Here is a 13,141-nt window from a genome sequence, read left to right as displayed (position 1 = left end):
AAAGATGTACGCGCCGAAAGCGTACGGTGAAATCGTGTGGTTCTGGCGCCGCGGTGCTGGCGTTAAGTCCGAGAGAAGCGAAGCTTCTCGGAGGCGACGGTGGCAAGAAAGCCGTTCACCGGGAAGAGCACGAAGTAAGCCGTAAAGCCATTGCGCAGGGAAGGCCGGGATGCTCCCGCTGTACCTGTATGCTCGTGTGCGTTCTTTTTATGCGCAACGGCACACGAGACCGCGGGTGCGGCGCGCACCCGGTCTTCCCTGCGCCCTCTGAACAAGAGGGCGGGAAGTTGAGAGCAAACCTCGGGCGCAATGCGCCGCGAGAATGCCGCCTCATATTCCGTTGTCGTCACCCGCGAAGGCGGGCGACCCAGTATTCCAGAGACGTCAGTGATTGAATCGATAGGCCGCAGCGCACTGGATCCCCGCATGCGCGGAGATGACGGTCGTTGTGCTGTTTCAGTAAACGCAATGACGGCAGAAATCCTACAACAACTCCGCCTGCTCCGCCGCGATCATATCGCCGGTGCTGATGCTGCCGCCGGTGATCACCTCGGCATAGATCCCGCAATCACCATGGCCGAGCCGGCGCTGCAGCGCCGGGGGAATTGCGAGGTCGCGCTGGGCCGTATCGGGATCGACGTTGACGGCGGCGCAGCGGACGATGCGTTTCACCACCTTCAACCTGACGTCGCCGATCGCAAGCATCCGGTCGAGCAGGTCGAATTCGTGCCAGGCCGGCCAGCCCTCGACATAAAGATTGGCGCGGAAGCGAAGCGGATGGACCGGTGCGCCGACGATATCCTCGATAGCGCGGACGCTGGCGAGATTGATAATCGAGACGACCTTGCGGGCGACATCCGAAAAGCTGTGGCCGGGGCTTTCCAGCACCTTCGGCCGGCCCTTGATCTGGCCGGCAAAGGCGGTGGCGAAGAAGTTCTCGATAGTCCGCCTACCCTCGGCAGTGGTCAGATTGCCGAGGGCTGCTATCTCGCCGTTCCGGCGGATCGTCAGGACGTTGCTCGCGTCGTCGAAATGGCTGTGCAGGCCGGCCAGCCATTCATCCCGCATCAGCATCAGGAAATGCGGCTTCGGCAGCCATTTCGGCTCCGCCGGGTCGAAACCGGAGGGGCCGTTCTCGACGGCGTAGCGGCGGTCGGCGAGCAGGGTCTGCTCGGGCTTGAGCTCGGCGCGGTCGAGCTGCTCCGGGGTCAGGCCTTTGACGGGGTAACGGTAAATCCCGGCGATCCGGGCGGGGGAGGTGGCGTCCATGCGGCTTATTAAAAGATTCCCCCGCGTAGCGCCACAACTCCGAATTTATAGCTGCGGCTCTTCCGTTTTGCCCGGCAGTGCCCACATCTGCGTCAAGCCTTAAAACAGGGCGAAGACCCGCGGCCGGTTGAGGAATGTCAATGCGGCCCGCGGATACCCAATGAAGATGCCGCAATCATGCCTCAGGGGTGGGGGCGGCATGCCGAGGGAAGCAAAAGATGAATATTGAAAAATACACCGAGCGGGCGCGCGGCTTCATCCAGTCTGCGCAATCACTCGCCATGCGCGATGGGCACCAGCAGTTCTCGACCCTGCATGTGCTCAAGGTGCTGCTGGACGACAGCGAGGGGCTAGCCGGCGGTCTGATTGACCGCGCCGGTGGCAACTCCCGCGCCATCCTCAAGGCCACTGAAGACGCGCTGAAGAAGCTGCCGAAAGTCTCGGGAAGCGGCGCCGGGCAGATCTATCTGGCGCCCGATATGGCGCGCGCCTTCGACGCGGCGGAAAAGGCCGCCGAAAAGGCCGGCGACAGCTTTGTCACGGTCGAGCGGCTGCTTTTGGGCCTGACGCTCGAGAAGAGCGGCGAGGCCGGTACCATTCTGAGCAAGGGCGGCGTCACGCCGCAAAATCTCAACGCGGCGATCGAATCGCTGCGCAAGGGCCGTACAGCCGACAGCGCGTCGGCCGAAAACGCCTATGACGCGCTAAAGAAGTATGCCCGCGACCTCACGCAGGCGGCGCGCGACGGCAAGCTCGATCCGGTCATCGGCCGCGACGAGGAAATCCGCCGCACCATTCAGGTGCTCTCCCGCCGCACCAAGAACAATCCGGTGCTGATCGGCGAACCGGGCGTCGGCAAGACCGCCATCGTCGAAGGTCTGGCGCTGCGCATCCTCAACGGCGACGTGCCGGAGAGCCTGAAAGACAAGAAACTGCTGGTGCTCGATATGGGGGCGCTGATTGCCGGCGCCAAATACCGCGGCGAATTCGAGGAGCGGCTGAAGGCCGTACTGCAGGAGGTTACCTCAGCCGAAGGCTCGATCATCCTGTTCATCGACGAGATGCATACGCTGGTCGGCGCCGGCAAGGCTGATGGCGCGATGGATGCGTCCAACCTGCTCAAGCCCGCGCTGGCGCGCGGCGAACTGCACTGCATCGGCGCCACCACGCTCGACGAATATCGCAAGCATGTCGAAAAGGACGCTGCGCTGGCGCGGCGCTTCCAGCCGATCTTCGTCTCCGAGCCCACGGTCGAGGACACGATCTCGATCCTGCGTGGCCTGAAGGACAAATACGAGCAGCATCACGGCGTGCGCATCACCGATTCCGCGCTCGTGGCCGCGACCACGCTGTCGAACCGCTACATCACCGATCGTTTCCTGCCCGACAAGGCCATTGACCTGGTGGATGAGGCTGCGGCGCGGCTGAAGATGCAGGTCGATTCCAAGCCGGAAGAACTCGATTCGATGGATCGGGAAATCATCCGGCTGAAGATCGAGCAGGAGGCCCTGAAGAAGGAAACCGATCTCGGCTCGAAAACCCGCCTGCAGACGCTGGAAAAGGAACTTGCCGAGCTCGAGAAGCAATCGGCCGACCTGACGTCACGCTGGAGCGCCGAGAAGAACAAGCTATCGAACGCGCAGAAGCTGAAGAGCGAACTCGACACCTTGCGTATCGAACTCGCCAACGCGCAGCGCCGTGGTGAATTCCAGCGCGCGGGCGAACTTGCCTATGGCCGGATTCCGGAACTTGAAAAGAAGCTCGCGGAAATCGAAGCCAAGGAGGATGTCGGCGAGATGATGGAGGAGGCGGTGACGGCCAACCATGTCGCGCAGGTGGTGTCGCGCTGGACCGGCGTTCCCGTCGACAAGATGCTAGAAGGCGAAAGGGACAAGCTCCTGAAGATGGAGGATAGCCTCGGCAAGCGCGTGGTCGGCCAGGCCGAAGCCGTGCGTGCGGTGGCAACCGCCGTGCGCCGTTCGCGCGCAGGCCTGCAGGACCCGAACCGCCCGATGGGCTCGTTCATGTTCCTGGGGCCGACCGGCGTCGGCAAGACCGAACTGACCAAAGCGCTCGCCGAGTACCTGTTCAATGACGAGACCGCGATGGTTCGCCTCGACATGTCCGAGTTCATGGAAAAGCACTCGGTGTCGCGGCTGATCGGCGCGCCTCCCGGCTATGTCGGCTACGACGAGGGCGGGGCGCTCACCGAGGCGGTGCGGCGGCGGCCCTATCAGGTGGTGCTGTTCGATGAGATCGAAAAGGCGCATCCCGACGTCTTCAACGTGCTGCTGCAGGTGCTCGACGACGGCCGGTTGACCGACGGCCAGGGACGCACCGTCGACTTCCGCAACACGTTGATCATCATGACCTCGAACCTAGGTTCGGAGTTTTTGGTGAACCAGCCGGAAGGTGAGGACACAATGGCGGTGCGCGAGCAGGTGATGGGGATGGTGCGGGCGCATTTCCGGCCCGAATTCCTCAACCGCGTCGACGAGATCATCCTGTTCCACCGCTTGCAGAAGAGCGAGATGGGCCGGATCGTCGAGATCCAGTTCGCCCGCCTGCAGCGGCTGCTGGAGGATCGCAAGATCACACTGACGCTCGATGCCGCCGCGCGCGATTGGCTGGCCGCCAAGGGCTGGGATCCGGCCTACGGTGCCCGCCCGCTGAAGCGGGTGATCCAGCGCAACCTGCAGGACCCCTTGGCCGAGATGATCCTCGCCGGCGAGATCGCCGACGGCGATCGCGTCGTCATCTCGAGCGAAGGCAACGTGCTGACCTTCAATGGCAAGGCCGCGCAAACCGCGGAGATCGCCCAGTTCGAAGCGCCGGTGCCGAAGCGTAAGCTGAACTGAGCCAGCTACAGCAATTGGATGCATCCTGTAAGAAGAGGGTGCATCCAGCGCGAGTTACTTCGGTCAAACTTGATCGGCGGCCGCCGGGCCGACGCCCTTGTCATCGTCGTCTTCACTCGGCTCGAGCTCTGTGAGGATGTCGACGAGCTCGCGGACCCGCCCGGTCGCCAACGGCCTGCCGGCGTTCATCATCGGCTCGTCATTGGCGATCCAGGCCTGGGCCTCCGCCAGTTCGTCGACGGTCGCGCCGGTTCCGATGATCTGGGCAATGGTCACATCGTCAGCCCCGCTGATCGCCTGGATCACGTCGTTCCGAGTAACGCGCTTCATGGCTGCTCACCCCATGACATAACATATTGCCACCGCCCGCCGCCAATGGGCGGCGAGCGGACGCACAAACGCTTCAGCGGCCCGTGGTGAGCCGCGGCGGATTCTGGGTCATCATCCAGATCTCGATTGCCGCAAGCACCGCGACGGCGGCGCCGATCAGCACATGCACCGTCATGGCCGTGGTTCCCTGGAAGCCCAGTACCCAAGGCGATATCAGCGCCCACAGGCCGACGATCAGGTTCAGCCATTCCTCCCACACCGCGAATGCCGCCAGCGCCGCGATCGCCAGAACTGCGATTGCGAGACCCGTGACATAGGCGTTGGTGGAAACCGTTCCGGCAGCGAAGCCGAACATCCAGGGCGAGAAGAACAGTATCGCGCCGAGGACGAGGTTGGCGACGTCGCACAATTTCGCGTTGGTCCAATTCTCCATGACACCCTCCATTGAAGGTTTGCCAGGTAATCAACCGGACAACGGCTGCTCGGGTTCCATCGGCCCCGCGGCTGGATGTAAATTAATGAAACCGCCGGCGCGCTGCTGCGATTGCCCCTTGGCAGGTAGCGGGTATCGGCTGCGGCTGAGAAGCCGTTCACCAACTCCGGCTGATTGATATTGCCGGAAACTGCAGATGGCCCAGCCCAGAATAACCCAGGGTTCCCTCCGATGACGAAGGAAGTAGTCCTACACAACAGACCCGTCTTCGATCAGATCCACCCCAGCATCTATGGGGCCGCCGTCGGCCTTGTGGCGTGGTTTGCGGCAGCGGCATGGATCTTGTTCGACCGCCAGAGTGACATCGGACTACTGTTGGGCATGGTCAGCGTATTGTTGCTGGTCGCCGTCCTGCTTCCGTGGTTGCTGTCGCTGGTCTGGAAGAGGCACGCCAAGCCACATCAACCACACCCCGACGCGACCTCTTTCCATGATTGGAGAATTGGCGACTTCGCGGTGTGGGGCAGCAAGCTCCATGCTACGCAGGCGGCAATCGACATGCTGCTGCCCCTCGCTGCTGTTGCCTTCGGACTTACTGCGATAGGAATTGTCTTCCTGATCAGTGCTCGCGCAGCGCCGTAGCTAAGTTGCCTCTCGGCAGGGGGGACAGCGCCGTTTTCGGGCAGCATTGGTCTGGACGAGCAGCGTCCCTGTTCGCTTGCGGCGCAGGGGGTAGCAGAACATTGCGATGCGAGTCGCCGCGCAACACGGCTACTTCCTCACCACCTTGTAAATCGCGTTCTCGATATCCGAGGAGAAGTAGATCACCCCCGTCGCCCCGACGCCGACGCCGGTTGGAATATTGCTCGGCAGGCCGCCGGGCGCGGCGGGGAGGCCGATCGGCAGGTTGCCTGCTATTTCGGTGATGGTCCCGTCCTTCGGGTCGATCTGAACAATCCGCTTGGCGCCGACTTCGGCCACGATCAGCTTGCCGTCGGGGGCGACTGCGATGCCCTCCGGGCCCTTCAGGTCCTTGGCGACCACGGTTTTTTCGCCGTTGGCTTCCACCTTCGAGACCAGTCCGGCGAAGGCTTCGGTCAGATAGACCGCGTCGCCCGGTCCGGCGGCAAGGCCGACCGGGCCTTCGAGGTTGCCGATCACCGCGGTGCGGTCCTTGCCGTGCTCGCCAGAGGCGCGGACCAGCGATTTGCTGCCGAGTTCGTTGACGAGGATAGAGCCGTCACCGAGCTTGACGGCGTCGTGCGGCGCCTTGAATCCGTGCAGCATCTCCTTGGTCTTGCCGGTCTTGCGGTCGATCAGTTGCACCGTGCCGGTGAACCAGCTCGACAGCAGCACGTCGTCACCCTTGGCGGTGGCGCTCATCGGATATTCCAGCGTTACGCCGTCGGCATGCATGCGTGCGGATTCGGAGACTTCGCCGGTCGCGCCATCCACCGTGCGGTACGCGAAGACGTCGGCGACGTAGATCGTGTCCTTCGCCCCGTCGGAGACGACGCCGATGCCGCCGGGCAGCGCCAGCTTGCCTGATATCACCTGCTTCGCCGCGCCGGTCTCGGGATCGACTTCCTGAATACCGTTGTCGGCCATATTGGAGACGAAGATGCGGTCCTTGTCGTCGATCGCGAGATTGTCGAGCGAGGGCTTGAGCTGGGCGACCATCTTCTTCGCGCCGGTCTTCGGATTGACCCGCACCAATTGGCCGAGCGCGGTATCGACCACCCAGAGATTGCCCTTGGAATCGAAATTGACCGCAGCCGGAATCTTGAAGCCGTCGGCGACCACGGAGAGTTCGGCCTTGTCGACGTCGACCTTGACGACTTGACCCTTGAACCAGAGCGGGCCGTACAGCCTGTCGTCCGGCCCGAATTCAAAGCCATTGAGGCCGCCCATCTTCTCCATGATGTTGCGCGGCGGCTTTACGCCCTCGATATCGATCTCATAGAGCGCGTCGCCCAAAAACACCTGCGTCGCGTACAGCCGTCCGTCCTTGCGGAACGCGAGCGAGTTGATGCCGGGCAGGCCGGAGGCGAGTTTTTTGATCGGGCCATCGCCTTTGCGCGAATAGAGATCGCCAGTGAGAAAGGCCGTCCACGCCATGGTGCCGTCGGGCGCAAACGCAATGTCGTCGGACATGCCTGCGGGGGAGGGGACGGCAATTTTCGCCGTGCCGCTCGCGCGATCGACCTCATAGAGCGCTGCGCCCGCGACACTGCCGGCGAACAGGCGGCCGGACTTGTCGATCCCGAGCCCGTGCACGCCATGAAATGCCGAGCCTGGAACCAGCTTGGTGACCTCATAGGTCTGCGCCGATGCCTCGGCCGCATTTCCAAGGGCAATTGCCGCAACAGTCGCTGCGAGTGCAAGCCTGCTCATGACGCTACCTCCCCACGGATTTTTATGTGAGGCAGTATTTGTCGCGGCGGGAGGTTTGGCAAACGAAACCGTCAGGCGCTTGCGCGGCCGCTGCCATAAATCCGATACGCGGCGTGAGAAGTCCTGCCGGCCTTCCAGATATATTATCGAAGGTTCACCGGCTGACCTGGCGGGTTTGCGGCGTGGTGCCGGTGGCTTCGGAAACCCGTGCCGAGCTGCCGCGATTGCTCATCTGGGCGTCGAGACGGTCGCGCTCCTTTTCGAAGCTCGCCAGCATGGAGCCTTCGAGCGAACGGCCGCGCGGCAGCTTGACGCGCATCGGGTCAACGAAGCGGCCGTTGACCAAGATTTCGTAGTGGACGTGGGCGCCGGTCGACATGCCCGTCGATCCGACGAAGCCGATCACCTGGCCCTGGCGCACGCGCTTGCCGGGCTCCATGCCCTTGGCGAACGCCGACATGTGGCCGTAGGCGGTCTCATAGCCGTTATTATGTTTCAGGCGAACGTATTTGCCGTAGCCGCCTTCCCAACCGACTTTCTCGACCACGCCGTTGCCGGAGGCGAAAATCGGCGTGCCGTAGGGCGTCGCCCAGTCCACGCCGGTGTGCATCTTGGTATAGCCCAGGATCGGATGGCGACGTCCGCCAAAGCCCGACCGCATGATGGCGTTGTTGACGGGCTTGCGCACCAGGAACTTCTTCGCGCTCTTGCCGGTCTCGTCGTAAAAGTCGACGACGGAATCGTCGGGGGTCTGGAAGCGATAATATTTTTTGGTTTCGCCGCCGACGGTGAGCGAAGCGAACAGAACCTCGGTCTTTTCGGTATTGGGGGTGGCTTCGTCGTCCCCGGCGAAGAACACATCGAAGGAGTCGCCGGGCTGCACCTTGCGCTGGAAGTCGACGTCGTAGGAATAGATGCGGACCATGTCCTCGATCACGGCGGCCGGCACTTTGTTGCGCAGCGCGGTTTCGTAGATGCTCTGGTAGAGCCGCACGCCGCTGCCGTCATCCTCATCGTCATCGTCATCATCTTTGCCGGCGGGGGCTTCGGCGACGGTATTCATGCTCTGCACGTCGACCGCGACATATTTGCCAACGTCCGATAGTGCGGCCACGGCTTCGACGGTGGTGTCGTTGGCGACGATCACGCGGTAGGGCTGCAGCCGGGCGGCGGGGCCGAGGCCCGAGGGCGCCATCAGGATGCGCAGCTTCTGGCCTTCCTTCAGGCCGCCGTCGCGGCCGCGGGCGCCAAGGGTCAACGCGATCGCCCTGGCTTCATCGGGCGTCGCGCCCTGGTCGCGCAGGATCGAAGCGACGCTGTCGCCCTTCTTCACGACGTGAACGCGTTCGCCGGTGGGGTTGCCGCCGGTGATCTGGTCCTTGGTCTTCGGCAGCAGGGTGACGTTTTCCGGCACGATGCGGGTTTCAAAGCCGGCATAGGGATCGGAGACGTTGCCTTCGGTGGCATAGGCGAGCTTGAGATCGGGCTGGGTGCCGCTGGCGTCGGCTGCGGCATTGGCAAGTGCGGTGTACCGGACGCCTCCCGAGCCGCGCCAGTTCGCGGCATCCCGCACCCGCATCAGGACTTCGTCCAGCGCGACCACGGCGGAGAGTTTCGCCTTCGGCAGCACCGTTGCAAGATCCTTGGTCACGAACGAAACCTCGGCGTCGGGTTCGACCGCCTCGGGATTGTTCGGATCCTCGGAGGCGGTCTGCGTCGTGGTGCCGACGTCGGTCAGCATGCGCTGCGCGTTGAACGGCGGGATCTTGGCGCTGAGATCGCTCGTCGTCATCGACAGATTGCCGGAAATGCGGATGAAAGGCCGCACCCGCATCACGTCGCGGTTCCCGACGCGGGTAACCGTCGATACCCGCACCACATTGCGCGAGGCAGTGGATTCGCCGGGCGGCGGCAGGCGGTCGCTCTTGTGCAGGGTGGCGGTCCGATCATTGGCGCTGAACGCCCCGCGCAAAGCGCCTTCGACGCGTTCCGGCACCTTGGCAAAGGTCATTTCGCCGTCGAGGGACGCAAAAACGGCGCCGCCGATGAGGGCCGCGCCGCACAGACCGGTCAGGATAGTGCCACTGAACCATTGTACAGAGACACGGCGGCGATCGATCACCGCAGCCTCGGAGCCATCGACGGAAAGTGGCGGCTCGTGACCGAGATCAATGATCCCGGTCTCGCGTCCATAGCCGCTTCCGCGTGGCGCCTTCTGGCTCAACCCTGTGTCCCCCCAAATTCCGTCAACATCCGACAAGACCTCGCCCGATCCAGACCCACGTTTCCGCCCTTTTGAGGGAGCGATTCCGGAGCATGGCGTTGCCGCACGCATGGAAATTCGGGAATCAGAGGCCAGAAGAAGACCGGCCACAGTCTCGAACGTCAATGGTCAGCAGATCTCTCGAAGTTTCCTGGCCGCATAGGAAAGGCGACGGGTTCCTCAAGATCGCCTGTCCCGGGTAGATGAACGCCGGCAGCCCCCACTGGCATCCGGTGATTCAATGCTTACCTTATAGCCAGAACGTCGCAGGATTGTGGCTCAAGTGCGGCCAAAGGCCCGAAACATAGGGACTTCTTGGCGTCCCAAAATTCTTGCGAGTGATGCGACAATTTGTTGACGAAGGGCGTTGACAACCCCGATCGGGCGGGCCTATAACCCGGCCACTGAGCGCGGCGATGCATTGGCCCCGAGGCCAAGGCATCTATTCGCGCCCCGTAAGCTCCTCATTACGATGAGTGACTCAACAGCCGATACCAGTCGGTTGTTATTTGTCGTCGGATGGGTAGCTACGGAACCTTCCAGAGATGGAAGGATGGGTCCCCAGCGGTCCCGGGCTGTTTGACAAGTGAAGATGAAGAAAGAGAAACGTGGACGGCGGAGTCCTTGCGAGCCTCGATCACTTGAATACGCAAGTATTGAAGTATTGAGGCTGGACGAAAGACTTCGGCGGTACACGTTTTAAAGGTTACACCATCGTCGTCAGCGATGTGAATCGCGGGCGATAAATATGGTGGGACCTCGTCAAACGTTGTGATCAGCCGGTTCAAGGTTTCAAGTCCAACTTGAGAGTTTGATCCTGGCTCAGAGCGAACGCTGGCGGCAGGCTTAACACATGCAAGTCGAGCGGGCGTAGCAATACGTCAGCGGCAGACGGGTGAGTAACGCGTGGGAACGTACCTTTTGGTTCGGAACAACCCAGGGAAACTTGGGCTAATACCGGATAAGCCCTTACGGGGAAAGATTTATCGCCGAAAGATCGGCCCGCGTCTGATTAGCTAGTTGGTGAGGTAATGGCTCACCAAGGCGACGATCAGTAGCTGGTCTGAGAGGATGATCAGCCACATTGGGACTGAGACACGGCCCAAACTCCTACGGGAGGCAGCAGTGGGGAATATTGGACAATGGGCGCAAGCCTGATCCAGCCATGCCGCGTGAGTGATGAAGGCCCTAGGGTTGTAAAGCTCTTTTGTGCGGGAAGATAATGACGGTACCGCAAGAATAAGCCCCGGCTAACTTCGTGCCAGCAGCCGCGGTAATACGAAGGGGGCTAGCGTTGCTCGGAATCACTGGGCGTAAAGGGTGCGTAGGCGGGTCTTTAAGTCAGGGGTGAAATCCTGGAGCTCAACTCCAGAACTGCCTTTGATACTGAAGATCTTGAGTTCGGGAGAGGTGAGTGGAACTGCGAGTGTAGAGGTGAAATTCGTAGATATTCGCAAGAACACCAGTGGCGAAGGCGGCTCACTGGCCCGATACTGACGCTGAGGCACGAAAGCGTGGGGAGCAAACAGGATTAGATACCCTGGTAGTCCACGCCGTAAACGATGAATGCCAGCCGTTAGTGGGTTTACTCACTAGTGGCGCAGCTAACGCTTTAAGCATTCCGCCTGGGGAGTACGGTCGCAAGATTAAAACTCAAAGGAATTGACGGGGGCCCGCACAAGCGGTGGAGCATGTGGTTTAATTCGACGCAACGCGCAGAACCTTACCAGCCCTTGACATCCCGGTCGCGGACTCCAGAGATGGAGTTCTTCAGTTCGGCTGGACCGGAGACAGGTGCTGCATGGCTGTCGTCAGCTCGTGTCGTGAGATGTTGGGTTAAGTCCCGCAACGAGCGCAACCCCCGTCCTTAGTTGCTACCATTTAGTTGAGCACTCTAAGGAGACTGCCGGTGATAAGCCGCGAGGAAGGTGGGGATGACGTCAAGTCCTCATGGCCCTTACGGGCTGGGCTACACACGTGCTACAATGGCGGTGACAATGGGATGCTAAGGGGTGACCCTTCGCAAATCTCAAAAAGCCGTCTCAGTTCGGATTGGGCTCTGCAACTCGAGCCCATGAAGTTGGAATCGCTAGTAATCGTGGATCAGCACGCCACGGTGAATACGTTCCCGGGCCTTGTACACACCGCCCGTCACACCATGGGAGTTGGTTTTACCTGAAGACGGTGCGCTAACCGAAAGGGGGCAGCCGGCCACGGTAGGGTCAGCGACTGGGGTGAAGTCGTAACAAGGTAGCCGTAGGGGAACCTGCGGCTGGATCACCTCCTTTCTAAGGATGATCCTTCAGATAGCTTGCTATCTATCGGATCGTTTTAGAAACATCAGTGGCCAACAATCGTCAGGATTGTTGAGCTGCATTGGCGGGATTTCGCCGTCTTCGTTTCTCTTTCTTCGCGGACGAACACGCGCCAGGGGCAATAGCGCTGTGCGATGCATTGGCGCGAGCCGATTGCGCGCGAGCATGTCCCCTGATCCTCATCTGAGGAAGCGTTAGGGGCTTGTAGCTCAGTTGGTTAGAGCGCGCGCTTGATAAGCGTGAGGTCGGAAGTTCAAGTCTTCCCAGGCCCACCAGCCTTCGCTGCTACGCAGCTTCGGCTCGGCAGGCCATTCTTGAACGAAGGCTGCTGCGCCGTAGCGCAAGCGAAGGCCAGCGCGCATGAAGCGCGATAAGATGCATTCGTCTTCTGGTACGGGGCCATAGCTCAGCTGGGAGAGCGCGTGCTTTGCAAGCATGAGGTCGTCGGTTCGATCCCGTCTGGCTCCACCAGATGAAATCGAAGATCGAGGTGCCTCGAATAATCGTCCGCGAAACATCAATTCGCACGCGCTAGTCCGGATGGACGGCGACGTGCGTGATATCTGACATCGTAAAGAGGAGATCGATCCGAGCTTGGGATCTGCAAAAGCAATTTTGCGGAATCTCACTCATAATCTCCAGGTCATTTCGGCGCTCGCTCATCGCAAGATGATCGGGTTGTAAATGATCTTTTTAGCGAAGCTTGACCGCCTCGCTATCGGTTCGATCTTACGAAGCAAGCTGGTCTTTCTAATCAGTGTCCGGCTGCGCATAGCATTCATCGAGGGTGCGTGTTTCGAGGTTTCGACCTCACGACAATTGCGCAGACAACATTCTGCCGAGTGTGTGGACATTGATAATGAGAGCAATCAAGTGCCTTAAGGGTGTTCGGTGGATGCCTTGGCGCTGAGAGGCGATGAAGGACGTGCTACGCTGCGATAAGCCGTGGGGAGCTGCGAAGAAGCTTTGATCCACGGATTTCCGAATGGGGAAACCCACCTTCGATAGCTGGAACTCCAAGATCTCTATCTTGGGGTTCGGACAGCAATGTGTGAGACCAAGCCGTGAGGTTTTGGATTTCCAGTTATCAAGTGAAGGTATGAGACTTCCGAATAAAATAGGAGGTTTTAAGCGAACCCAGGGAACTGAAACATCTAAGTACCTGGAGGAAAGGACATCAATCGAGACTCCGTTAGTAGTGGCGAGCGAACGCGGACCAGGCCAGTGATACATCAAAGACAACCGGAACCTGTCAGGAAAGCAGGGCCTCAGAGGGTGA

Annotated in this window: 7 protein-coding genes, 2 tRNA genes and 2 rRNA genes (1 of these 11 only partly in view); 6 read left to right on the top strand and 5 right to left on the bottom strand. The window is 60.9% G+C overall.

Annotated features, from left to right (window positions below):
- Positions 1-483: 483 nt before the first annotated feature.
- A complete protein-coding gene (locus HCN58_RS24005; protein WP_171581822.1) occupies positions 484-1,269 on the bottom strand; it encodes an MOSC domain-containing protein in 786 nt (261 codons plus the stop codon).
- A gap of 218 nt (positions 1,270-1,487) precedes the next feature.
- On the opposite strand from HCN58_RS24005, the gene clpB reads away from it, so the two are divergent.
- Positions 1,488-4,127, top strand: coding sequence for an ATP-dependent chaperone ClpB (gene clpB / locus HCN58_RS24000; RefSeq protein WP_171581821.1), 2,640 nt, complete (start codon positions 1,488-1,490; stop codon positions 4,125-4,127).
- 63 nt (positions 4,128-4,190) lie between these two features.
- Here the strand turns inward: clpB and HCN58_RS23995 are convergent, their stop codons facing one another.
- Positions 4,191-4,457, bottom strand: a complete 267-nt coding sequence (locus HCN58_RS23995; protein ID WP_171581820.1) for a hypothetical protein — start codon at positions 4,455-4,457, stop codon at positions 4,191-4,193.
- A 73-nt stretch (positions 4,458-4,530) separates the two neighbouring features.
- Positions 4,531-4,890, bottom strand: coding sequence for an SPW repeat protein (locus HCN58_RS23990; RefSeq protein ID WP_171581819.1), 360 nt, complete (start codon positions 4,888-4,890; stop codon positions 4,531-4,533).
- Between the two features lie 231 nt (positions 4,891-5,121).
- Between HCN58_RS23990 and HCN58_RS23985 the strand changes: the two genes are divergently transcribed.
- Entirely contained in the window at positions 5,122-5,532 is a 411-nt protein-coding gene (locus HCN58_RS23985; RefSeq protein WP_171581818.1) for a hypothetical protein, read from the top strand.
- A 129-nt stretch (positions 5,533-5,661) separates the two neighbouring features.
- On the opposite strand, the gene HCN58_RS23980 is transcribed toward HCN58_RS23985, so the two are convergent.
- Positions 5,662-7,284, bottom strand: coding sequence for an SMP-30/gluconolactonase/LRE family protein (locus HCN58_RS23980; RefSeq protein ID WP_171581817.1), 1,623 nt, complete (start codon positions 7,282-7,284; stop codon positions 5,662-5,664).
- Between the two features lie 154 nt (positions 7,285-7,438).
- The gene (locus tag HCN58_RS23975) at positions 7,439-9,508 is read right to left on the bottom strand and encodes a M23 family metallopeptidase (RefSeq protein WP_171581816.1); all 2,070 of its coding nucleotides are present in this window, start codon (positions 9,506-9,508) and stop codon (positions 7,439-7,441) included.
- 838 nt (positions 9,509-10,346) lie between these two features.
- Here HCN58_RS23975 and HCN58_RS23970 point away from each other — a divergent pair.
- The 4 genes from HCN58_RS23970 to HCN58_RS23955 all read left to right on the top strand — a co-directional run.
- A 16S ribosomal RNA gene (locus tag HCN58_RS23970) occupies positions 10,347-11,835 on the top strand.
- Positions 11,836-12,060: 225 nt separating this feature from the next.
- Positions 12,061-12,137 (top strand) — tRNA-Ile (locus HCN58_RS23965).
- Between the two features lie 120 nt (positions 12,138-12,257).
- Positions 12,258-12,333 (top strand) — tRNA-Ala (locus HCN58_RS23960).
- Positions 12,334-12,729: 396 nt separating this feature from the next.
- Positions 12,730-13,141, top strand: a 23S ribosomal RNA gene (locus tag HCN58_RS23955); it runs 2,433 nt beyond the window's last position.
- Together the 16S and 23S rRNA genes with 2 tRNA genes alongside form the textbook arrangement of a ribosomal RNA operon.

The sequence above is a fragment of the Bradyrhizobium australiense genome, from assembly GCF_013114825.1.
Taxonomy (GTDB): Bacteria; Pseudomonadota; Alphaproteobacteria; order Rhizobiales; family Xanthobacteraceae; genus Bradyrhizobium; species Bradyrhizobium australiense.
The sequence above is the reverse complement of the archived record's forward strand: the minus strand, read 5'-3'. Positions and strand labels throughout refer to the sequence as shown.

Excerpts from the sequence above, each read along its gene's own strand:
- HCN58_RS24005 (WP_171581822.1), bottom strand. The coding sequence starts at position 1,269 with ATGGACGCCACCTCCCCCGCCCGGATCGCCGGGATTTACCGTTACCCC.
- HCN58_RS23995 (WP_171581820.1), bottom strand. The coding sequence starts at position 4,457 with ATGAAGCGCGTTACTCGGAACGACGTGATCCAGGCGATCAGCGGGGCT.
- clpB (WP_171581821.1), top strand. The coding sequence starts at position 1,488 with ATGAATATTGAAAAATACACCGAGCGGGCGCGCGGCTTCATCCAGTCT.
- HCN58_RS23990 (WP_171581819.1), bottom strand. The coding sequence starts at position 4,890 with ATGGAGAATTGGACCAACGCGAAATTGTGCGACGTCGCCAACCTCGTC.
- HCN58_RS23980 (WP_171581817.1), bottom strand. The coding sequence starts at position 7,284 with ATGAGCAGGCTTGCACTCGCAGCGACTGTTGCGGCAATTGCCCTTGGA.
- HCN58_RS23985 (WP_171581818.1), top strand. The coding sequence starts at position 5,122 with ATGACGAAGGAAGTAGTCCTACACAACAGACCCGTCTTCGATCAGATC.